The 20207-nt window shown below is 70.3% G+C and carries 22 protein-coding genes; 13 read left to right on the top strand and 9 right to left on the bottom strand.

What is annotated here, in order from left to right; translation table 11 throughout:
• The first annotated feature begins 15 nt into the window (after positions 1-15).
• A complete protein-coding gene (locus tag ACW17W_RS07175) occupies positions 16-492 on the top strand; it encodes an Hpt domain-containing protein (protein WP_492080069.1) in 477 nt (158 codons plus the stop codon).
• Positions 493-574: 82 nt separating this feature from the next.
• On the opposite strand, the gene spbR is transcribed toward ACW17W_RS07175, so the two are convergent.
• Both spbR and ACW17W_RS07165 read right to left on the bottom strand, forming a co-directional pair.
• Complete coding sequence (gene spbR, locus ACW17W_RS07170) at positions 575-1711, bottom strand: SpbR family protein (RefSeq protein ID WP_492080068.1); 1137 nt, start codon at positions 1709-1711, stop codon at positions 575-577.
• Positions 1712-1826: 115 nt separating this feature from the next.
• A complete protein-coding gene (locus ACW17W_RS07165) occupies positions 1827-2621 on the bottom strand; it encodes a transglycosylase SLT domain-containing protein (RefSeq protein ID WP_492080067.1) in 795 nt (264 codons plus the stop codon).
• Between the two features lie 166 nt (positions 2622-2787).
• Here ACW17W_RS07165 and ACW17W_RS07160 point away from each other — a divergent pair, with 166 nt between their 5' ends.
• Positions 2788-3516 (top strand): TonB family protein, encoded by a 729-nt coding sequence (locus ACW17W_RS07160; protein WP_492080066.1) that lies wholly within the window; start codon positions 2788-2790, stop codon positions 3514-3516.
• A 22-nt stretch (positions 3517-3538) separates the two neighbouring features.
• Here ACW17W_RS07160 and ACW17W_RS07155 read toward each other — a convergent pair whose 3' ends face one another.
• The gene (locus tag ACW17W_RS07155; protein ID WP_492080065.1) at positions 3539-4588 is read right to left on the bottom strand and encodes an NAD(P)/FAD-dependent oxidoreductase; all 1050 of its coding nucleotides are present in this window, start codon (positions 4586-4588) and stop codon (positions 3539-3541) included.
• A gap of 71 nt (positions 4589-4659) precedes the next feature.
• Positions 4660-6507, bottom strand: coding sequence for a phosphoenolpyruvate carboxykinase (GTP) (locus ACW17W_RS07150; protein WP_492080064.1), 1848 nt, complete (start codon positions 6505-6507; stop codon positions 4660-4662).
• A 220-nt stretch (positions 6508-6727) separates the two neighbouring features.
• On the opposite strand from ACW17W_RS07150, the gene ACW17W_RS07145 reads away from it, so the two are divergent.
• The 7 genes from ACW17W_RS07145 (at position 6728) to ACW17W_RS07115 (ending at position 12744) form a co-directional block, all read left to right on the top strand.
• Positions 6728-7342, top strand: a complete 615-nt coding sequence (locus ACW17W_RS07145) for a DUF938 domain-containing protein (protein ID WP_492080063.1) — start codon at positions 6728-6730, stop codon at positions 7340-7342.
• A 130-nt stretch (positions 7343-7472) separates the two neighbouring features.
• On the top strand, positions 7473-7856 hold the full coding sequence (locus tag ACW17W_RS07140) for a hypothetical protein (protein ID WP_492080062.1): 384 nt from the start codon (positions 7473-7475) through the stop codon (positions 7854-7856).
• 75 nt (positions 7857-7931) lie between these two features.
• The gene (locus ACW17W_RS07135) at positions 7932-8690 is read left to right on the top strand and encodes a pseudouridine synthase (RefSeq protein WP_492080061.1); all 759 of its coding nucleotides are present in this window, start codon (positions 7932-7934) and stop codon (positions 8688-8690) included.
• 52 nt (positions 8691-8742) lie between these two features.
• A complete protein-coding gene (gene mutL, locus ACW17W_RS07130) occupies positions 8743-10605 on the top strand; it encodes a DNA mismatch repair endonuclease MutL (protein ID WP_492080060.1) in 1863 nt (620 codons plus the stop codon).
• Between the two features lie 56 nt (positions 10606-10661).
• The gene (locus ACW17W_RS07125) at positions 10662-11471 is read left to right on the top strand and encodes a glycoside hydrolase family 16 protein (RefSeq protein WP_492080059.1); all 810 of its coding nucleotides are present in this window, start codon (positions 10662-10664) and stop codon (positions 11469-11471) included.
• Positions 11472-11497: 26 nt separating this feature from the next.
• Positions 11498-11998 (top strand): low molecular weight protein-tyrosine-phosphatase, encoded by a 501-nt coding sequence (locus ACW17W_RS07120; protein WP_492080058.1) that lies wholly within the window; start codon positions 11498-11500, stop codon positions 11996-11998.
• Positions 11999-12156: 158 nt separating this feature from the next.
• Entirely contained in the window at positions 12157-12744 is a 588-nt protein-coding gene (locus ACW17W_RS07115; RefSeq protein ID WP_492080057.1) for a hypothetical protein, read from the top strand.
• On the opposite strand, the gene ACW17W_RS07110 is transcribed toward ACW17W_RS07115, so the two are convergent.
• Together ACW17W_RS07110 and rsmD are read right to left on the bottom strand one after the other, a co-directional pair.
• A complete protein-coding gene (locus ACW17W_RS07110; protein ID WP_492080056.1) occupies positions 12722-13336 on the bottom strand; it encodes an SOUL family heme-binding protein in 615 nt (204 codons plus the stop codon). The two genes, ACW17W_RS07115 and ACW17W_RS07110, sit on opposite strands and share 23 nt — an antisense overlap.
• 158 nt (positions 13337-13494) lie before the next feature.
• Positions 13495-14058: a 16S rRNA (guanine(966)-N(2))-methyltransferase RsmD gene (gene rsmD / locus ACW17W_RS07105; RefSeq protein ID WP_492080055.1), complete on the bottom strand. Its 564-nt coding sequence runs from the start codon at positions 14056-14058 to the stop codon at positions 13495-13497.
• Between the two features lie 47 nt (positions 14059-14105).
• Between rsmD and ACW17W_RS07100 the strand changes: the two genes are divergently transcribed.
• Positions 14106-15068, top strand: coding sequence for a CPBP family intramembrane glutamic endopeptidase (locus tag ACW17W_RS07100; protein WP_492080054.1), 963 nt, complete (start codon positions 14106-14108; stop codon positions 15066-15068).
• Positions 15069-15071: 3 nt separating this feature from the next.
• Here the strand turns inward: ACW17W_RS07100 and ACW17W_RS07095 are convergent, their stop codons facing one another.
• On the bottom strand, positions 15072-16544 hold the full coding sequence (locus tag ACW17W_RS07095) for a pseudouridine synthase (RefSeq protein WP_492080053.1): 1473 nt from the start codon (positions 16542-16544) through the stop codon (positions 15072-15074).
• Positions 16545-16556: 12 nt separating this feature from the next.
• Here ACW17W_RS07095 and tadA point away from each other — a divergent pair, with 12 nt between their 5' ends.
• Together tadA and ACW17W_RS07085 are read left to right on the top strand one after the other, a co-directional pair.
• The gene (tadA, locus tag ACW17W_RS07090) at positions 16557-17015 is read left to right on the top strand and encodes a tRNA adenosine(34) deaminase TadA (protein WP_492080052.1); all 459 of its coding nucleotides are present in this window, start codon (positions 16557-16559) and stop codon (positions 17013-17015) included.
• Between the two features lie 57 nt (positions 17016-17072).
• Complete coding sequence (locus tag ACW17W_RS07085; RefSeq protein WP_492080051.1) at positions 17073-17492, top strand: MliC family protein; 420 nt, start codon at positions 17073-17075, stop codon at positions 17490-17492.
• A gap of 6 nt (positions 17493-17498) precedes the next feature.
• Here the strand turns inward: ACW17W_RS07085 and aroB are convergent, their stop codons facing one another.
• Both aroB and ACW17W_RS07075 read right to left on the bottom strand, forming a co-directional pair.
• Positions 17499-18602: a 3-dehydroquinate synthase gene (gene aroB / locus ACW17W_RS07080; protein WP_492080050.1), complete on the bottom strand. Its 1104-nt coding sequence runs from the start codon at positions 18600-18602 to the stop codon at positions 17499-17501.
• Complete coding sequence (locus tag ACW17W_RS07075; protein ID WP_492080049.1) at positions 18599-19174, bottom strand: shikimate kinase; 576 nt, start codon at positions 19172-19174, stop codon at positions 18599-18601. Before ACW17W_RS07075 ends, aroB begins: the two co-directional genes overlap by 4 nt.
• A gap of 143 nt (positions 19175-19317) precedes the next feature.
• Here ACW17W_RS07075 and ACW17W_RS07070 point away from each other — a divergent pair, with 143 nt between their 5' ends.
• Entirely contained in the window at positions 19318-20202 is an 885-nt protein-coding gene (locus ACW17W_RS07070) for a tyrosine recombinase (RefSeq protein ID WP_492080281.1), read from the top strand.
• The last annotated feature ends 5 nt before the right edge of the window (positions 20203-20207 follow it).

Here is a 20207-nt window from a genome sequence, read left to right as displayed (position 1 = left end):
CTTCTGGAGGTCCCGGTGAGCAACACGGCCCAGGTCTTTCGACCGCCCAACACCCTTCGCATGAAGGTTGGCGGAGGCTTTGGCGGCATCGACGCCAACGCCATCGCCAAGGCCGAAGCGGCCCTTCAAGCCATGTCGTCCCAGTTCGGCCAGTGGCTTGAAGACGAACTCACCAAGCTTGACGCCGCCCAGTCGGCCATCCGGACCCGGGGCCTCACGCCCGAAACCGGCGAGGCCCTCTACTGCCGCGCCCATGATCTGAAGGGTCTGGGAACCACCTACCAGTACCCCCTGGTGACCCGCATCGCGGGATCGCTTTGCAAGTTGCTGGACGACGCCTCAAAGCGAATGAACGCCCCCATGGTGCTGGTCGACGCCCATGTGGACGCCATCAAGGCCGTGGTTCGCGACAAGATCCAGACGGACGAACACCCTACCGGCCGTGTCCTGGCCGAGGCTCTGGAAGCCCGTGTCGCCGCCCATATGGGCTGACGGGCCGGCCTGACCGACCCGGGACGCCCGCTCTCGCGAGCGGGCGTTTTCATGTCCGCCCGACGGCTTGGCGGAGAAGGCTTCAGGCGGCGATGCGCGCCGCCGCCGGCCCGGTCGCGCGGTCCAGCCGTTCCATCAGATAGGCCAGATCCTCACGCGGGGCGTTCGGCCGCTGGGTCAGGAACCGCTCCAGCATCTGCTGCCGGAAGGCCTCGCCCGTCACCTGACCGCCCTCGGCCAGCAGGGTGCGCCAGGTGTCGACCCCGGCGCGGAAGGCGGGGAACAGACGCGGCGGCAGACCGGCGCGGTCATAGATGGCCCGCAGACCCAGCGGGCCCGCGTCATGGATCATCAGCCAGGCCCGCGGATGCGGCGTCGCGGCCAGTTCCGCGAGGCCGTGTTCGAACAGGGCCATCTGCCCCCGCGCCAGGGCCCGTAACAACAGCGAGGCGTTGAGCGCCTTGCGGGCATTGAGCTGCGCCGCGAACTGGCCCAGATCGGCACTGGCGCCGGCCTGGTCGATCAGATCGACCGTGGCCCGCTCCCTCGCAAAGGCGGCGAGGCGAATGGCCGTCTCGGGGGCTACGGCGTGACGGGTCGCCAGGTGCTCGCGCACGGCGTCGCTCGCCGCCGCGATCAGCCGCTCGGTGATGGCCATGGGCAGCACCCGGCGATAGGCCATGGCGGCGATGATTTCGGGGGTGTCGCTGAACCGGTCCAGCGACTGGCTCATGGCCTTTTCCGACAGGTCGGCGTTGTCGTTGGAGGCCAGGGCCCGCACCGCCTGTTCGCAACCGTCGACGCTGAGGGCCTCGGCCACATCGCGCGACACGAAGGGCCGAGAGGCGATGGCGACCTGGCGAATGGCCGAACCGGCCTCGACGATCTCGATCAGGTCCTCGTCGGTGAAGGCGGGGGAAAACCCGATGATCGGCAGGGCGATACTGTCCACGTCCGCCGCCAGCCGCCGCGCGATGTCACGGGGAATCAGGTCGGAGGCCTTGAGCGTCACCGCCATGGCCCGCCGCACCAGTTCGGCGGCGTCCTGGGCCAGCAGACGCAGGATTTTTTCCGCCGCCGCCCGCTCGTCATCGGACAGGTCGTTGCGATCAATACTGCGGCAGAGCTTGTGCGCCGCCGAGGCGCGTTCATCATCGTCCGTCGCCTTGATCATGCGACGGATGTCGGCGTCGGTCAGGCGGGCGCGGAAGGCGGTCATGGGCAGCTCGCAGAAGCGGAAGACGTCGGCGGCGGGATCATCCGCCCGGCTTGCTTAACGCCCGGTTTACCCTGCCGCAGACCCGGCGCGCTCAACGAGCCCATCTGCGGCCCGATCACGCCCCATCCGGCCCCGGGCCGAAGGCGCCGCCGAACCCGGAGCGCCCGCCCTCCCCGTCCTGCCCCAGAAGCATGGCCAGCAGGGTCTGGTCCTGCTTCAGCCGGTCCAGGCGGGCGGCCAGGATGATGTCGCGTTCCGAATCGGTTGGAGGCTTGCCCGGGGCGCCCGCGCCGGAGGCCGGGGCGCCCTCGCCGGCCGAGCGCTGCAGATTGGCGTGAACCTCTGCGACAGTGGCGGGACGCCCGCCGCGATAGAAGATCGAACGATTGGCCGAGGCCGCCTCGGGAAACAGGCCCGGGGCGCTGGCGCCGGGCCGGGCCTGCATCGCCTCCATCAGCTTGGCGGCCCCCGCCGGGCCCAGGAAATGGGCGGCGTAAAGATCACCGGCGCCCGGCTCCCGACCGGTCCGGCCACGCAGATAGGCGGCGTTCGAGGCGGTCAGTTCCGCCGCCATGGTCGAGGCGGCCTGGGGGTCGAATCTCAGGTCCATGACCACATTGCGGGCCGATCCCTCGACACGCCAGCGTCCGTCCCCGCCCCGGTGAATCAGATCGGCGTACTGGCCGTAGCCATGTTTGTGGCCGGCCTGTTTGACCGTGGCGAGCCAGGTCTGTTCAATAAACTGGAACAGCCCCGCCGCAGACGAGGTTCGCGCCTGGGCCGAGGGGTTCATCGCGCTTTCGCGGCGCGCGGTCTTCATCAGGAATTCAAAATCCACGCCGGTCGCCCGCGAGGCGCGCCGAATGGCCGCCTCCACGCCGCCGACAGGGGGAATCGCTCCAGTGGTCATAATGCGTGAACGCTGTGCGATCATGGTTAACAGAACGTAAATCCTGACGCCCGCAATGGGCGAGCTGGTGATCAACGATAAGCTTCACGGCGCCCAAATCCCGCCACAGGCGGCGCGCGCACTGGCGCCCGGGGCGGCTGGGGAGCGGTCACGAGGCAAGACGATCATGATGATACGCACCGCCGGCGGCCCCGGCCTGGTCAGCCCCCTGGACTATGGAGAGCGAAAACGACCCCTGCCCCGCGCGACCTGGATCGCCATCGGGGTGGTGGGCCTGGCCCACATCGGGGTGGGAGCGGCCCTCTACTACCAGCGTTTTGAGATGGACGAACCCGTGGTCGACCTGCCGCCGTCCGTCACCGTGACGATGGAGACGCCCGAGCCGCGGCCCGTGATCCAGCCGGACGTCAAACCACCGGCGCCCAATCCGCCGATCCACAAGCCGGTTCCCAGTCCCTATACGCCGCCCGATCCCCTGATCGCGACCGTGACCGACAATCCCAGGCCCGACCCCGGCCCGGCGATCACCATCGCCAACCCGGTTCCGCCCGAGGCCCCGGTCGGGACAACCCCCACGCCCGCGCCGAACCCTCCCTCGGTCATCACCCGGCCGGACTGGCTCAGCCGGCCCAGCGCGTCCCAGATGTCGCGCGCCTTCCCGGAACGGGCCCTGGCGGATGGCATCGGCGGCGCCGCGATCCTGCGCTGTCAGGTGCAGGCCGGAGGCGGCCTGACCGGATGTGCGGTGACCGGCGAAACCCCCGGCGGCAAGGGCTTCGGCCGCGCCGCCCTCGGCCTGACCCGCTTCTTCCGCATGAGCCCGCGGACGGTGGACGGACAGGCGGTCGACGGCGCTGCGGTGGTGTTCACCGTCCGGTTCGGGGTGACCGACTGAAGCCCGGCCGGTCCGGATTGTTTCAGTCCGGACCGGATTGCGCCTGAAAGACGCGCAGGGGATCGAGGGCGGCGGCGTCGGCCTGCGGCGAGCCCGCCTCTATCGCATCGGCGACGATCCGGGCCACCAGAGGCGCCAGCAGCCAGCCGTTGCGACGCGGGCCAAGAGCCAGAAACAGGCCGGGCGCCTCTGACGCGCCCGCGAGAGGCAGTCCGTCCGGCGTGGCGCCCCTAACGCCGACGCGCCAGTCGACATCGTCCGCCTCGACGGGACGCCCGATAATCCGTCCAAGCGCCGCTGCGAGGGCGCGGCCCGCCCCGGCGTCAGGCGCCAGATCCCGCCGTCCCGCCTCCATGGTCGCGCCGATCAGGCTGTGATGCGGCCCGGTCGCCGCATAGGCGCCGCGCCCGCGCACGACGCCCGGCGGCAGCAGGGCGGCGGTCCGGCCGATCTGGCCGCGGATCGGGGTGATGGCGTTGATCCGGGCCGCCACCGTCTCCGGCAGGCCGGCCGGGGGCGGCGCCGCGCCGGTCGCCAGCACCACATGCCGCGCCGACACCGTTCCCCCGTCGTGAACAACGCGCCAGCGGTCATCCCCGGCTTCGATTCGCAGGGCTCGTCCGGTGATCACCGGTCGCGACAGACGCGCGGTCAGGGCGGCCAGGGCAGGCCCGGCCTCGAGGCGCAGATCCTCCGAGACATGCAGCCGGTCCCCCTCGATCCGGCCCGAAAAGCCCAGGGCGGTCAGGCGGGCCGCCAGGTCATCGACGCCCTCGCCCCGCCACTCGGCGCCGTCCGCAATCAGGGTGATGCCGTTCGCGGCGGCGAATTCCGGCCACATCCCGGCCCCGCGACGCAGCAGGGCGGCGCGATCCGGCGTCACATTGTCGATGGCCGATTCCAGCGCCGGCGCGATCATCCCGGCGGCGACCGAGGACGCATTGGCCTCGCCGGGATCCAGCACAGCCAGATCATGGCCGCGCTGCGTCAATTCCGCCGCCGTGCACAGCCCCAGGGCCCCGGCCCCGACGATCAGGATTTCGACAGACAGGGCGGCGGGGGGAGACGACACGGGCCGCTGTTTCCACCCGTGCGTCACCGATTTCAAGTGCCGGTTTTCAGGCGCCGGTTCTCCGGGGCCGGTCAGTCGGCGGCGGCCTCAAGCCGTTCGACCAGGGCCGCATGTTGACGCCACAGGGCGGGCGGCAGGCGGTCGCCGAACCGGGAATAGAAGGCCGGGATCAGGGCGGCCTCTTCCGCCCAGACGGCCGGGTCGACATCCAGCAGGATCGACAGGTCGGCCTCGCTCAGGTCCAGCCCGTCCAGATCCAGGGCTTCGCGCGTCGGGACGCGCCCCACCGGCGTATCCCGGGCCTCCGCCGCCCCGTCCAGCCGCTCCGAGATCCACTTCAGCACCCGGGCGTTGTCGCCGAAGCCCGGCCAGACGAACCGGCCGTCAGCGCCCTTTCTGAACCAGTTGACGAAGAAGATGCGCGGCAGTTTCGCGGCATCCGCCTTTTCGCCCAGGGCCAGCCAGTGGGCGAAATAGTCGCCCATATTGTAGCCGCAGAAGGGCAGCATGGCGAAGGGGTCGCGGCGCAGTTCCCCGACCGCATTCTCGGCCGCCGCCGTGCCCTCAGACGCCACGGTGGAGCCCATGAACACCCCGTGCTCCCAGTCCAGGGCCTCGGTCACCAGAGGCACGGCCGAGGCGCGGCGGCCGCCGAACAGGATGGCGTCGATCGGCACGCCCTGCGGGTCTTCCCACTCGTCCGCGATGGTCGGGCATTGGGAGGCGGGCGAGGCGAAACGGGCATTGGGATGGGCGGCGGGCTCGCCAGAGGCCGGGTCGTGGGGCTGACCCTTCCAGTTGGTCAGGCCGGCCGGCGCCTCTTTCGTCAGACCCTCCCACCAGACGTCGCCGTCGTCCGTCAGGGCGACATTGGTGAAGACGGTGTTGGTCGCCAGGGTCTCGATGGCGTTGCGGTTGGTGTTGCGGCTCGTGCCGGGGGCGACGCCAAAGAAGCCGGCCTCCGGATTGACGGCATACAGCCGGCCGTCGTCGCCGAACCGCATCCAGGCGATGTCGTCGCCGACCGTCTCGGCCTTCCAGCCCGGCAGGCTGGGCTGGAGCATGGCCAGATTGGTCTTGCCGCAGGCCGAGGGGAAGGCGGCGGCGATATATTTGACCGACCCTTCCGGGCTGGTCAGCTTCAGGATCAGCATGTGCTCGGCCAGCCAGCCCTCGTCGCGGGCCATCACCGAGGCGATGCGCAGGGCGTAGCATTTCTTGCCCAGCAGGGCGTTGCCGCCATAGCCCGAGCCATAGGACCAGATCTCCCGCGTCTCGGGGAAATGCACGATCCATTTCTCGGGGTTGCAGGGCCAGGCCACATCCGACTGGCCCGGATGCAGGGGCGCGCCGAGGGTATGGACGGCCGGCACGAAGGCGCCGTGGTCGCCCAGTTGCTCCAGGGCCGGACGGCCGATCCGCGTCATGATCCCCATCGACACGGCGACATAGCCGCTGTCGGTGATCTCGACGCCCAGGGCGCTGATTCTGGACCCCAGAGGCCCCATGCAGAAGGGCACGACATACATCGTCCGGCCGACCATGCAGCCGTCGAACAGGCCCTCCAGCCGGTCGCGCATCTCGACCGGATCGGCCCAGTTGTTGGTCGGGCCTGCGTCGGCCTCGTCATCAGAACAGATGAAGGTGCGGCTCTCGACGCGGGCCACATCCCGCGGGTCGGAGGCGGCGTAGTAGCTGCCCGGCCGTTTGACCGGATCCAGCGCCTTCAGCGTGCCCTTGTCGATCAGGTCCGCGACAATCCGGGCCTTCTCGGCCTCCGACCCGTCGCACCAATGCACCCGGTCGGGGCGGGTCAGGGCGGCGATCTGCCCGACCCAGGCGATCAGGCCGGCGTGGCGGGTCGGCGCGGGAAAAAGGCCGGGCACGGCGGGGCCGGCCTCGATTTCGACTGCGGACAAGGGAAGACTCCTGAATCGGGACCGGACGATCTGCGTCGCCTTGATCTGCAAGAAACATGACGTGATGTTTCAGTAACAAAAAACATCGCCTGCAGGCCCAGGTCAACTGGCGCACGATTTCACCCGGGCCTGTGTGGCATGCTGCGGGCGGCCTGCGTATTCCGGTCGCGTGACACCGCTGTCAGAGGTATCTCTGCCTCCTGTCTCTTCAGGATTTCCAATGAACCTCTCCTCCCGCCTGGCAGAATCCCCCGCCGCCGAGCGCAATGCCGCGCCGATCCTGACGGTGCTGCGCGTCCACCTCGGGGTGCAGGCCCGGATTCTGGAAATTGCGGCGGGAACGGGTCAGCACGCGACCGCCTTCGCCCGGGCCCTGCCTGAGGTGTCCTGGACGCCGACCGATCCCGGCCCGGAGGCGCTCGCCAGCATCGCGGCCCGCCGGGACGAGGCCGCCCTGCCGAACCTGATGCCGCCGCTGCGTCTCGATGCGGCAGACCCTGCGACATGGCCCGGCGACCGGTTCGACGCGGTGATCTGTATCAACATGGTCCACATCAGCCCCTGGGCCGCGACTGAAGGGCTGATGCAAGGCGCCGCCTCGGTCCTGACGGCCCCCGGCGGATTGCTGGCGCTCTACGGCCCCTATCTGGAGGATGAGGTTCCGCTGGCGCCGTCCAATGCAGCCTTCGACTCTGACCTGAAGGCCCGCAATCCGGCATGGGGTCTGCGCGGCCGGGATGCAGTCGTCGCCGAGGCCCGAACCCATGGGCTGGTCCTGACGCGACGGGTCGAGATGCCCGCCAACAATCTGATGCTGCTGTTCCGACGCGCCTGAAAACAGGCGGCCCCGGATCAGGACATCGCCCTCCATGCCCTGGCCCGCCCCTGAGCGCCGTCAGACTTCGTCACTGGGCGCGCGATCGATCCGGCCCGACACCGTTATCCTGAAAGAGGGAGCGGACGGGATGCGCACGGTTACCGGATGGATGCTGGCGGCGACGCTCGTCAGCACAGGATTCGCAGGGCCGGCGACGGCCCAGTCGATCTTCGACGCCCAGGTCGCAGCCAGTCGCAGCGAGTGTCGGTCCGATGACCTCGTGTGCAGGATCGACGCCCTGGAACGCCGTCTGGCGGCGATGGAGCAGAGAGGCGAAGGCGGCGGCGGAGACGGCCGGGGCCGTCGTGGGCGTTCCGTCAACATGACCGTCGAACAGGACTGCATCTTCGACAGCTGCACAGGCATCGCCACCAAACTCTGCACCAGCGCGGGCTTTGCCCGCGGCGTGCCGATCGAGATGCGCCAGAACGGGGCCTGGCAACGGATCGTGCGGGCGACCTGTCTCGACTGATGGCCGGGACGGAATCGGCGAAGGCCTGTTCCGCTGCGTATTGACGAAGACGGTCGACGCCTGTCACGGACCGCCATGGCCTGGTCGCGAACCTATGACGGCGCAGAGCCGATCCGTCTGAACAAATGGCTGGGGCAGTCCGGCGTCTGTTCCCGGCGCGAGGCGGACGCCCTGATCGCCTCCGGCCTGGTCGCCATCGACGGCGCCGTGGTCACCGATGCCGGCCGCAAGGTCGAGGCCGGCCAGACCGTCGCCCTGACCGAACAGGCCGAGGCCGCCCTGGCCGAGGGCGTCACCATCGTGATGCACAAGCCGATGGGATACGTCTCCGGCCAGCCCGAGCCCGACAAGATCCCGGCTGTCCGCCTGCTGACCGCCGACCGTCTGGTCGGCCCCGGCGAGCCGCCGCCGCGCGACGCCTCCCTGCCCCCCATCGGCCGGCTCGACGAGGACTCGCGCGGCCTGCTGCTGCTGTCGTCGGACGGCGTCGTGGCCAAGGCGGTCATCGGCCCCGACTCCGACCTCGACAAGGAATATCTGGTCCGGGTCACCGGCGACATCACCGAGAAGAAGCTGAAGATCCTGCGCCACGGCCTGATGCTGGACGGCCGCCAGTTGAGGCCGGCCTATGTCAGCCGGATGGAGTCCTTCCGCCTCAAATTCATCCTGCGCGAGGGCCGCAACCGCCAGATCCGCCGGATGTGCGAGATGGTCGATCTGGAGGTCATCGACCTGATCCGCGTCCGCATCGGGCCGCTGAAACTCGACAACCTGCCCGAGGGCCATTGGCGCCTGCTGACGGCCGAGGAACGCACGGCCCTGGTCGGGGCCTGATCCGGTTCGGTCGTGGCGCGACCCGGTCGTTCGCCCTATCTTCCCGACTCAGATGCCCATCCGCCGCCTCCCCCCCGAGACCGTCAATCGCATCGCCGCCGGCGAGGTGGTCGAGCGGCCGTCCAGCGCCATCAAGGAACTGGTCGAGAACGCCCTGGACGCCGGGGCGCGTCGCATCGAGATCCAGGCGGACGGCGGGGGGCTGTCGCGCATCCTGATCGCCGATGACGGCCACGGCATGGCCCCGGACCAGCTGGCCCTGGCCATCGAACGCCACGCGACATCAAAGCTGGAGCCCGACGACGCCGGCGACGTCGACCTGCTTCGCATCTCGACCCTCGGCTTCCGGGGCGAGGCCCTGCCGTCCATCGGCTCGGTCGCCCGCCTGACCATCACCAGCCGGGCCCGCGATGCGTCCGACGCCTGGTCCATCACCGTCGAGGGCGGCGACCAGAAGCCGACCGCCCCCGCCGCCTTCCCCGGCCCGCACGGCGCCCGGGTCGAGGTCCGCGACCTGTTCTACGCCACCCCGGCCCGGCTCAAATTCATGAAGTCCGAGCGGTCCGAGGCCATGGCCATCTCCGAGGAGATCAAGCGTCAGGCCATGGCCCATGAGGGCGTCGCCTTCACCCTCGACCTCGACGGCCGGACCACCCTGCGCCTGCCGGCCGAACACCCCGGCGATGCAGGCCGGCTGAAGCGGCTGTCGGCCCTGCTCGGCCGCGACTTCGAGGCCAATGCCCTGCTGATCGACCAGTCGCGCGACGGCATCCGCCTGTCGGGCTATGCCGCCTTGCCGACCTGGTCGCGCGGCAACGCCCAGCACCAGTATCTGTTCGTCAACGGCCGCCCGGTGCGCGACCGGCTGTTGCAAGGGGCCCTGCGCGGCGCCTATGCCGACTTCCTGGCCCGCGACCGGCATCCGGCGGCGGCCCTGTTCATCGACATCGACCCGCTGTTCGTGGACGTCAACGTCCACCCCGCCAAGGCCGAGGTCCGCTTCCGCGACCCGGCCATGGTGCGCGGCCTGATCGTCGGCGCCCTGCGCCACGCCCTGGCCGCCGCCGGCCACCGCGCCTCGACCACCGTCGCCGCCGATGCCCTCAGCGGCTTCCGCGCCCATGAGGGCGTGGCTGCGCCGGGTGTGGGGAATGGGGTGTGGGGTGTGGGGGCCGGCAGCGCCCAAGGCTACAGCGGCTGGCAGCAATGGGCCGCCCCGGCGACCCAGACCGCACAGTTCATCCCCGGCCTCAACGAGCGCTCCGCCCGTGTGGAGCCGGACTACGCCACCCCCCACACCCCACACCCCATACCCCACACCCCGACCGACATCGACCGCCCCCTCGGCGCCGCCCGGGCCCAGCTGCACGGGACCTATATCGTCGCCCAGACCCGCGACGGCCTGGTCGTCGTCGACCAGCACGCCGCCCACGAACGGCTGGTCTATGAGCGGATGAAGGAACAGATGGCCAAAGGGTCAGTCACCCGTCAGGCCCTGCTGACGCCCGAGGTGGTCGAGCTGGACCCCGCCGAGGCCGAGCGCGTCGTCGCCCGCATCGACGAACTGGCCGAACTGGGCCTGATCGTCGAACCGTTCGGCGGCGGGGCCGTGCTGGTGCGCGAGACCCCCGCCCTGCTGGGCGACACCGATGTTCAGGGCCTGGTCCGCGACATCGCCGACGACCTGGCCGAACACGGCGCGGCCCTGGCCCTGTCCGAACGCCTCGGCGAGGTCTGCGGGACCATGGCCTGCCACGGCAGCGTCCGCGCCGGCCGCGTCCTGTCGGCCCCCGAAATGAACGCCCTGCTGCGCCAGATGGAGGCCACCCCCCACTCCGGCCAGTGCAACCACGGCCGCCCGACCTATGTGGAGCTGAAACTGCACGATCTGGAGAAGCTGTTCGGAAGGCGGTGAGGGGCCGGACCGGCCGCAGGATTCGCATCCCCCGGCCGTTTTGCTATCGTCCCCCGATGCGCGCCCTGCTGATCCCGCTCGTCCTCGCCGCCTTCGCCGCGCCCGCCGCCGCGCAGGACGCCCCCGCCGGCTATCGTCTGGTCTGGGCCGACGAGTTCTCGACCCCCGGCCTGCCCGACCCCGCCAACTGGACCTACGACACCCACGCCAATCGCACCGGCTGGTACAATAATGAGCGCCAGTACTATTCCGCCGACCGGCTGGAGAACGCCCGCGTCGAGGACGGCCGGCTGGTCATCGAGGCCCGGCGCGAAACCCCCGACGCCCCCGACAGCGGCGGTCAGGCCTATACCTCCGCCCGTCTCCTGTCCCGGCAGGGCTGGACCTACGGGATCTACGAGATCCGGGCCAGAATCCCCTGCGCCCGCGGCACCTGGCCCGCCATCTGGATGCTGCCCGTGGCGCTGAAAAGCTGGCCCGAGGACGGCGAGATTGACATCATGGAGCATGTCGGCCACCGCCCCGGCATCGTGCATGGCACCGTCCACACCGGGGCCTACAACCACGTCGCGGGCACCCAGCGCGGTGCCGAGATCGCGGTCCCCGACGCCTGCGACGCCTTCCACCGCTATCAGACCCGCTGGACGCCCGAGGCGGTCGTCTTCGCCATCGACGGCGACGAATTCTACCGGTTCGAAAACGACGGCACCCGGACCAAGGCCACCTGGCCTTTCGACGTGCCCTTCCGGCTGATCCTCAACGTCGCCGTCGGCGGTGACTGGGGCGGTGCCGAGGGCGTGGACGACACCGCCTTCCCGCAGGCGATGGAGATCGACTACGTCCGGGTGTGGCAGCCGCTGCCATGAGCGCCCGCGCGGCCGGACCAATGCCCATGCCCTCCATCCTCTTCGTCTGCCTCGGCAACATCTGTCGCTCACCCCTCGCCGAGGCCGCCCTCCGCGCCGAGGCGGAGCGGCTGCGCCTCGACCTGATCGTCGATTCCGCCGGCACCGGGAACTGGCATGCGGGCGAGCCGCCGGACCTGCGGGCCCAGGCGGCCGCCCGGCGGCAGGGGGTCGATATTTCGGGGCTCCGGGCGCGGCAGGTGACGCCCGCCGACTTCCGCCGCTTCACCCACGTCGTCGCGCTGGACCACGACAATCTGGCGGATCTGCGCCGCCTTCGGCCCGCCGACGCCACCGCCGAACTCAGCCTGCTGCTCGACCACGTGCCGGGCCGCGAGGGCGGATCGGTCGCCGATCCGTATTTCGGCGACGACGACGGCTTCGACGTCACCTGGGCCGAGGTCGCCGCCGCCGCCGCCGGCCTGGTTCAGGCGCTGCGGACCCGCTCGCTCCAGGTCTTCAACCTTGATCCGTCATTCAGGGGCTGAGCGCAGCGAAGAACCCGGAACCCAGGACCACAGCGCGGATGCTTCGCGCCGTCGAGATCGGGATCGCACCCCTGGGTTCCGGGTTCCGCTTCGCGGCCCCGGAACTCCGATCCGGCCGCACGACCCATTCTGACGCAGGCGCGTGCCAGGCTGCGCCCATGACCGACCCCTATCGCATCCGCCCCGCCGAGGTCTGGGTCCAGGCCCGCGACGACTACCTGTCCGGCCTCAGCGCCGAGACGGTCTGTCGCCGCCATGATCTGGGCCTGTCCGCCTTCCGCCGCCGCGCCCGCAAGTTCGGCTGGCGGCGCAGCGACCAGGTCGTCCCCCCGCCCGGCGAGACCGACCTGTCCCTCTATGACGACATCGATCTGGATGAACAGGTCGAGACGGCCCGGCTGCGGTTCGTCCAGGCGCTGGAGATCGGCAAGGCGACCGAGGCCAGCCGGTGGCGACGTCTGTGGCTGGAACTGCGCGACACCGCCGATATTCTGTATACAGAGTTCTATGCTGGCATGAGCCCCTCGGAGATCGCCGACAGTCGGGGCCCCGATACCTCTGACGAAACGGAGGACGAGGCGATGCTGCTGGGCCCGCCCGCGTCCTCGACCGCCCTGCCGTCGGCTCTCCCGCTTCCGGCCTTCCAGGCCGCCGAAATGTGCACCAATGTGCACCCTGAAAAATTACCGGCGCCCGATCCGGCCGGAACCGACCCCTCCGCGATCAGCGCGCCACCGGGGCCATGACCTCATTGCGGCGCATGAACCACAGGGTCCAGGGCGGATCATACTGGGCCAGGGTGATCGGGCCGGTGCGGCGGAGGCCCCGCGTCCGCAACTGGTCCTCAAGTTCTTCCTGCCGGCGGGCGACGTTCCGGCTGTCGGCGATGCCGGAGAAGCGCAGCACCGCCATCCGCTGGGCCGGCTCCCGACGCAGGGTGATGCGCCGGTCATCGGGCACAGGCAGGGTCTCCATCGTATATTCAGACGGCATGGTGAACCGCACCGACCAGGCGCCGCCGGTGGCGGTCTGGCTCACCGGGGCCGTCATGGCGATGGTCTCGCTGCTGCGGTTCTGCGCCACAGGGGCGGTCATGGCGATCGACTGGCGCCGGGTATTGCCGCCGAAAATATAGCCGGCCAGGATCCGGAAGCCCTGACTGGAGGCCCGGTCCTGACTTCCGGACACCGTGACCTCGGCCACCACATTCGGCAGATAGTCGCGAACCTCGAAGGCGCCGTCCTTCAGCACCAGGGTGAATTTGGGTTCCTCGGTAGCCATGGCGGGCGTTCCAACTGCGCAGAGCATCAGTAACAGGGTGAGGATCAGGCGTTTCATCGGCGATTCCATCAGATCTTCATGACCGACCCTCGTCCCGGGGGACACAGCGGGCCCGTGCAATCGCCGTTATGCGATCCTGACAGATACGCCAGCGCCCGGGACCGGATCGGGTTCCGCATCATTTTCCCCGATACCGGCCGGACGAGGCCGGCTCTTCAGGCGATCCTGAGAAACAGCACCCGCGCCGCCCCATAGTCCCGCGCATCCAGCCGCTCATAACCCGGCGTCTCGATCTCCGGCTCGTCGGACCCGCGCTCGAACACCACCAGGGCGCCGGGCTTGAGCCAATTTCCCTCCAGCAGCCGCAGCAGGGCCTGCTCGCCCAGGGCCTTGCCATAGGGGGGATCGAGGAAGGCGATGTCGAACGCCTCCCCGTCCGATCCCGGCCGGACGCCCAGGTCGATGGCGCTGCGGCGATGCACCCGGGTCGCCCCCATGATCCCGTAGGCGTCGGCGTTCTCGCGGATCACGCCGCGCGCCGCCTCGTCGGTCTCGACGAACAGGGCGAAGGCCGCGCCCCGGCTCATGGCCTCGAACCCCAGGGCGCCGGATCCGGCGAACAGGTCCATGACCCGGGCGCCCGGCAAAGGCCTGGCCCAGGCGGCGTGTTCCAGCACATTGAACAGGGCCTGTCGGGCGCGGTCCGAGGTCGGGCGGGTGCCCTGCCCTTCCGGCGCGACGATAGGACGGCCCCTGAGGCTTCCGGCGACGATTCTCATGGCGGATGCTCTGGACCGGAACGCCGCCGTGTTGCAACGGTCCGGATATGGATTCCCCGCCCGAGACCTCGTCCCTCCGCCGCGCCGTGACGCTCGCTGTCGCCGGGGCCGGACGCAGCCCGTTCCTGCGGCACAACCCGACTACCCGGCCCTGGCTGCGACTGGCGGGGACGGTGGCGTTGTCGGCGCTCCTGATGATCGGACTGGTTTCCGCCCTCGGCGCCGTCATCGCCCTGATCGCCGCCGCGGCGCCGGGTCTGGTCTCGGTCGATCTGCTGAGCGAGCCGATTCCCGACACGGCCGACCGCCTTTATCGCGAAAGCGCCTTCCTCATCGTCCTGGCCGCGACCCTGATGATGATGGCCCTGGCGATCCTGGCCGCCGCCGCCATCGTCCATCAGCGGCCGATCGCCGATTTCCAATGGCCGGGCCGAAAGCCCTCATGGCGACTTCTGGCCGGCGGGTTTGTGATCATGGCCCTGGCCAGTCTGGCGCTGTGGCCGGTGGGGTGGCTGATCGAGGGCCGGATCGATCCGGCCCCGGTGCTCAATCCCGGCTATCTGGCCGACAGCCGCCTGATCTATGCGGCCGTGGCCTCGGTCATGATCCTGATTGCGGCGGCGGCCGAGGAGATCGTGTTTCGCGGCGTCCTGCTGCGGATGCTGGGCGGACTGACACGGCGCGTCTGGCTGTTGGTCCTGCTGAACGGCGTGCTGTTTTCGGCGATTCATCTGGACCCCGACCCGGCCGCCTTCGTGGCGCGCGCCCTGTCCGGCGCGGTCTGGAGCTGGGCGGCTCTGCGGCTTGGCGGCATCGAGTTCGCCGTCGGCGCCCACTGGGCCAACAACCTGCTGATCGCCCTGCTGGCCGAGCCGATGTCAGAGGCCGCCTCGGTCGATCAGGCGATCCCGGCGATCTATCTCGTGCCGGAGGTCGTGATCGCGGTAGTCATCGTCGTGGCCGCCGAATGGCTGGCGCGGCGACAGCCCCCGGCGACCGTCGCCGCCTGACGGTCAGCGCCCCCTCGGCGGGCCTTTCGGACCTGAACGCGGGGGCCCCGAACGGGGGCCGTCAGACCGGGGCGGTCCCGACCGGGCCGGGCCGGAGCGCGGTCCCGCCGACCGGGCGGAGCCCCCGCCCGCACCGCCCTTGCGGTCGCCGTCGCGCGCCCAGGTGGGCGACTTCGGCCCGATGATCTTGTCCTCTCGCGGCTTGAAGGCCCGGCGCGGACGGTCGTCGCCCTCCCGCTCCGGAGCCGCGCCTTCCGGCCGGGCGCGGGGTTTGAAATCACGCTTCGGATGCTCAAATTTCGGCTTGGCCTTGGCCCAGCCCGCCGCCTTTTTCGGCGGATTGGCGGCGCGGGCCGTGCCGGCCTCGGCGGCGGCGTCCGCTGCCCGCACCCGGCTGGGCTTGCGCGACGGATCCGACAGGGCAGAGCCGGACTTGCCCTTGAGGATGGCCGGACCGTTCCGCCGGCCGGGAACCGGCGCCGGCGTCTGGACCGTATTGCCCTCGGGCAGGTTCTCCGGACGGATATGTTCGCCCAGCAGTTCGCGGATCACGCGCGGCCCGACCTCTTCCACCGCGCCGAGCGGCAGGGTGCCCAGCTGGAACGGCCCATAGGCCAGCCGGATCAGGCGATTGACGGTCAGGCCGACCGATTCCAGCACCTTGCGGACCTCGCGGTTCTTGCCCTCGGCGATCTGGACGCTGAGCCACAGGTTGGCCGAGCTCTGGTCGCCGGCCTCCCTGGCCTTTTCGATGGTTGCCTCGACCGGACCATAGCGGACTCCGTCGACGGTGCAGCCGTCCTTCAGCACATCCAGCTGGGCCTGGGTGATGCGGCCGCGCGCCCGCGCCCGGTACTGGCGCAGCAGGGCGGTGTTCGGCAGCTCCAGCGCCCGGCTCAGCTCGCCGTCATTGGTCAGCAGCAACAGGCCCTCGGTATTGATGTCCAGACGCCCGACCGAGATGACCCGCGGCAGGCCGTTGGGCAGGTTGTCGAACACCGTCGGACGCCCGCCCGGGTCGTTGTGCGAGGTCAACAGGCCGACCGGCTTGTTATAGCGCCAGACGCGCGTCGCCTGGGCCGCCGCGATCGGCTTGCCGTCCACGGTGATCTTGTCGTCGCGGCTGACCAGGGTCGCCGGGGTGTCGAGGATACGGCCGTTGACCGCCACCTTGCCCAGACCGATCAGCCGCTCGACCTCGCGGCGCGAGGCGATGCCGGCGCGGGCCATGGCCTTGGCGATTCGCTCCATCCGCTTGGGCTCGGCGGGCGTCTTGTCGCCCCCCTTCTTGCCGCCTTGGCCGCCGGGCTTGCCGCCGGGTTTCCCGGCGAACTTCGGCTTGCTGTCGCCATCGGCGGAATAGCGCTTGCCGCTGATGCCGCCCTCAGGTCTCGGACCGCGATCCATGGGTTTACGGGCGCCGGCGTCTTGACGCGGGCGGGGCTTCTTGTCGTTGTCGTCTGTATGGCGGACCATGATGAGCGGTTCATGCGCATGGCATTGGCCCTGGCGCAAGCGGCGGCGCACGAAGGCGAGGTTCCTGTCGGGGCTGTTATCGTCGACGAAACGACCGGCGAGGTGGTGGCGAAGGGGTCGAATCGACCCGTCGCGGGCCATGATCCGACGGCCCATGCCGAGATCGCGGCCCTGCGCGCGGCCGGGCTGGTGCGGGGCAACTACCGGCTGACGGGCCTGACCCTCTATGTGACGCTGGAGCCCTGCGCCATGTGCGCCGGGGCCATCAGCCACGCCCGGATCGGCCGTGTGGTCTGGGGCGCCGACGACGCCAAGGGCGGCGCCGTCATCCACGGGCCACGCCTGTTCGACCAGCCCACCCTGCACTGGAAGCCCCTGACGCAGGGCGGGGTGCTGGCCGAAGACGCCGCCGGCCTTCTGCGCGGCTTCTTTCGCGCGCGGCGTGGCGGCGGCGCCACGGAACCGGGTTGAGCGTGCGGCGTTAGGCTGACCGGGCCCACCGCCCCGCTTGTCCTGAAAGGTCCCTGATTGTCCCGCACCCGCGTTCAGGCCGCCGTCGTCTTCCTCTGCGTGGCGTCTGCGCTTGCCGGCTGCGGGCAGGAACCGCGGGAAGCGCCCACCGACGGCGAATCGGTCAAGCAACGCGCCATTGACGCCCAGACATCACGGCGACGCACCGGAGCCGAGCTTCAGGACCGCGCCCTGAACCGCGTCGTCCGCACGGTCTATCTGTGCCAGAACGGCGAGGGCCTGACCGTGGACTTCGACAATCCCCGCAGCATGGCGACGGCCCGCACCTCCAGCGGCCTGGCCATCGACCTGTATCAAACGCGGGCGGCGGACGGCATCTGGTATCGGGCCGAGGGATATGACCTGCGGGGCAAGGGCATCATCGCGACCTGGACGGCGAAGGACCGACCCCCGACCGAATGCCGCGCCATCGACTGACAGCCTTCAGAGCGCGCCCTGTTCGAACAGGAAGGCCCGCACGTCGGACGCGTCGACAGACTTTTCTACAAAGGCTTCGCCGATGGCATCGGCCAGAACGAGAGTCAGCCGACCGCCCTCGGCCTTCTTGTCTCCCCGCATCCGCGCGATCAGGGCCTCGGCGCTGAACGCGCCGGCCTCAACCAGCCGCGTCGGCAGACCGGCGGCGGCCAGGGTCGCCTCCACCCGGTCTGCATCGGCCCCGGCGCATCGCCCCCGTCGCTCGGAATAGCGGAAGGCCAGGACGCACCCCAGGGCCACGGCCTCGCCATGGGCCAGGGCCGCCTCGTCAAAACCCAGTTCGGCCTCGACCGCATGGCCGAAGGTGTGGCCGAGATTGAGCAGGGCGCGGCGCCCGGCCTCCTTCTCGTCCTCGCCGACGATGGCCGACTTGATCTCGACGGACCGGATCACGGCCCGCTCCAGCGCCGCCGGATCTCCGGCCGCGCCCGCCGCGCCTTCATCCGCCAGCCAGTCAAAGAAGGCGGCGTCACAGATCAGGCCGTGTTTCAGAACCTCGGCCCAGCCGGATCGCAACTGCACGGCCGGCAGGGTCGCCAGCACGTCGATATCCGCCAGCACCAGTCGCGGCTGATGGAAGGCGCCGACCAGATTCTTGCCGCGCGGCGTATCGATCGCCGTCTTCCCGCCCACGGACGAATCGACCTGGGCCAGAAGCGTGGTCGGGATCTGGATGAAGTCGATGCCCCGCATATACAACGCCGCCGCCAGACCGGCGAGGTCGCCGACGACGCCCCCGCCCAGGGCGATGACCACGTCCCTGCGGTCCAGACCCGCCTCAAGAAGCCGGTCCAGCACCCGCTCCAGCTCGGCGAAGGATTTGGAGCCCTCGCCCGGCGGCACGGTCACCATCCCCGCCGCGATCCCGGCGGCAGACAGGGAGGCAAGCAGCGCCGGACCATGCAGGGCGGCCACCGTCTCGTCGCTGATGACGACCGTGCGCCCCTTGACCAGGGGCGCCGCCAGCCCCCCGGCCCGCGCCAGCAGGTTCCGTTCGACCACGACGTCATAGGCCGCAAAGGCGCCGCCGCTCACCGGGATGACGGTCATGTTTCAGGCTCTCCTGCCGGGGATGTGTGGGCTCTCAGGGCCGCAAGGATGGCGTCGACGGCCTGGCCGTGGGCGCCGCCGCCGACGTCCACAACGACATCCGCCTCGCCATAGAGTGGATAGCGGACCTCGGCCATGGCGCTCAGGGTCTGATAGGCGTCCTTGCCGCGCAGAAGCGGTCGGGTGTCGCGCCGCTGGACCCGGGCGGCGATCACCCGGATGTCGGCGCGCAGCCAGACGGTGAGAGCATGACGTTTCAACAGGCCCCGCGTTTCGGCGTTCATCATCGCCCCGCCGCCCGTGGCCAGAACGATCGGCGGCCCCTCCAGCAGGCGCCGCATGACGCGCGCCTCGCCCTCTCGAAAGGCCGCCTCGCCAAAGGCGGCGAAGATATCCGACACGCTCATGCCCGCCGCCTGTTCCACCTCATCGTCGCCATCGGCGAACGGAAGCCCCAGCCGGTTGGCCAGCCGGCGGCCGACGGTCGATTTTCCGGCCCCCATCAGCCCGACCAGGGCTATGGTGCGGCCGACCGGCGCCGGCGAGTCGCGACGGGATGCGGGCCGGCTCATGCGGCGATCAGGGAACGGAGGACGAAAGAGACGATCATGACCGTTTCGTCCTCTACACCATGGGCGGGCGCTGGCCACAGCTTCTGCGGATCGATCCGGTGACGGTCGAGGCCGCCTCGCCCCGGATCGAGGCGTTTCTGGAGATGATGGCCGTCGAACGCGACGCCTCTCCGCATACATTGTCGGCCTATGCGCGCGATCTGTCCGACGCGGAGGCCGCCGTCGGGCCGGGCGGGCTGATGGCGGCAGACGAGACTGCGGTCGAGGCCTGGTTTTCGGGTCTGGCGGCGCGCGGCCTGTCAGCAGCGACGGCGGCGAGGCGGCGTTCGTCGATTCGCCAGTTCTACCGTTTCGCCCTCGGCGAGGGCTGGCGCGCCGACGACCCCTCGCGCCGGCTGGACGCGCCGAAACAGGGGCGCAGCCTGCCAAGGGTGCTGAGTCGCGCCGAGGTCGAGGCCCTGCTGGCCGCCGTGGCCGCGCGCGATACATTCGGCGCGGTGCGAATGCTGGCCCTGGTCGAAATGGCCTATGCCTCCGGCCTGCGGGTGTCCGAACTGCTGGGTCTCAGGCTCGAGGCCGTGCGGCGTGATCCGGCCTGGCTGGTGGTGCGGGGCAAGGGCGGCAAGGAGCGACTGGCGCCCCTGAACGACGCCGCGCGAACCGCGATCAAGGCCTGGCTGGATGTCCGGGAAGCCCGGCGCAAGCCCCTGCCCTCCGGCGCCCTGCCCCCCGACAGCCCGTGGCTGTTCCCGTCGAACGGCGCGACCGGCCATCTGACCCCGCGCCGCTTCGCCCAGGTTCTCGATCAGGCGGCGACGGAGGCGGGCATCGACCCGGCGCGGGTCAGCCCCCACGTCCTGCGCCACGCCTTCGCCACCCATCTGCTGGAGGGCGGCGCTGACCTGCGGGTCGTCCAGACCCTGCTGGGCCACGCCGACATCGCCACCACCCAGATCTACACCCACGTCGCCACCGACCGCCTGACCCAGGTGGTCACTCGGCATCACCCGTTGGCAAAAGGCGAGTAGCGGCG

This window comes from Brevundimonas sp. FV1ye29L, assembly GCF_058681095.1.
Note: the sequence above shows the minus strand (reverse complement) of the source record. Positions and strands in the feature narration are given on the sequence as shown.

Bases quoted from the DNA above. Each gene is read 5' to 3' on its own strand.
- spbR (WP_492080068.1), bottom strand. From the start codon at position 1,711: ATGACCGCCTTCCGCGCCCGCCTGACCGACGCCGACATCCGTCGCATG.
- ACW17W_RS07165 (WP_492080067.1), bottom strand. From the start codon at position 2,621: ATGACCACTGGAGCGATTCCCCCTGTCGGCGGCGTGGAGGCGGCCATT.
- ACW17W_RS07160 (WP_492080066.1), top strand. From the start codon at position 2,788: ATGATGATACGCACCGCCGGCGGCCCCGGCCTGGTCAGCCCCCTGGAC.
- ACW17W_RS07145 (WP_492080063.1), top strand. From the start codon at position 6,728: ATGAACCTCTCCTCCCGCCTGGCAGAATCCCCCGCCGCCGAGCGCAAT.
- ACW17W_RS07140 (WP_492080062.1), top strand. From the start codon at position 7,473: ATGCGCACGGTTACCGGATGGATGCTGGCGGCGACGCTCGTCAGCACA.
- ACW17W_RS07135 (WP_492080061.1), top strand. From the start codon at position 7,932: ATGGCCTGGTCGCGAACCTATGACGGCGCAGAGCCGATCCGTCTGAAC.
- mutL (WP_492080060.1), top strand. From the start codon at position 8,743: ATGCCCATCCGCCGCCTCCCCCCCGAGACCGTCAATCGCATCGCCGCC.
- ACW17W_RS07125 (WP_492080059.1), top strand. From the start codon at position 10,662: ATGCGCGCCCTGCTGATCCCGCTCGTCCTCGCCGCCTTCGCCGCGCCC.
- ACW17W_RS07120 (WP_492080058.1), top strand. From the start codon at position 11,498: ATGCCCTCCATCCTCTTCGTCTGCCTCGGCAACATCTGTCGCTCACCC.
- ACW17W_RS07115 (WP_492080057.1), top strand. From the start codon at position 12,157: ATGACCGACCCCTATCGCATCCGCCCCGCCGAGGTCTGGGTCCAGGCC.
- ACW17W_RS07110 (WP_492080056.1), bottom strand. From the start codon at position 13,336: ATGAAACGCCTGATCCTCACCCTGTTACTGATGCTCTGCGCAGTTGGA.
- rsmD (WP_492080055.1), bottom strand. From the start codon at position 14,058: ATGAGAATCGTCGCCGGAAGCCTCAGGGGCCGTCCTATCGTCGCGCCG.
- ACW17W_RS07100 (WP_492080054.1), top strand. From the start codon at position 14,106: ATGGATTCCCCGCCCGAGACCTCGTCCCTCCGCCGCGCCGTGACGCTC.
- ACW17W_RS07095 (WP_492080053.1), bottom strand. From the start codon at position 16,544: ATGGTCCGCCATACAGACGACAACGACAAGAAGCCCCGCCCGCGTCAA.
- tadA (WP_492080052.1), top strand. From the start codon at position 16,557: ATGCGCATGGCATTGGCCCTGGCGCAAGCGGCGGCGCACGAAGGCGAG.
- aroB (WP_492080050.1), bottom strand. From the start codon at position 18,602: ATGACCGTCATCCCGGTGAGCGGCGGCGCCTTTGCGGCCTATGACGTC.
- ACW17W_RS07075 (WP_492080049.1), bottom strand. From the start codon at position 19,174: ATGAGCCGGCCCGCATCCCGTCGCGACTCGCCGGCGCCGGTCGGCCGC.
- ACW17W_RS07070 (WP_492080281.1), top strand. From the start codon at position 19,318: ATGATGGCCGTCGAACGCGACGCCTCTCCGCATACATTGTCGGCCTAT.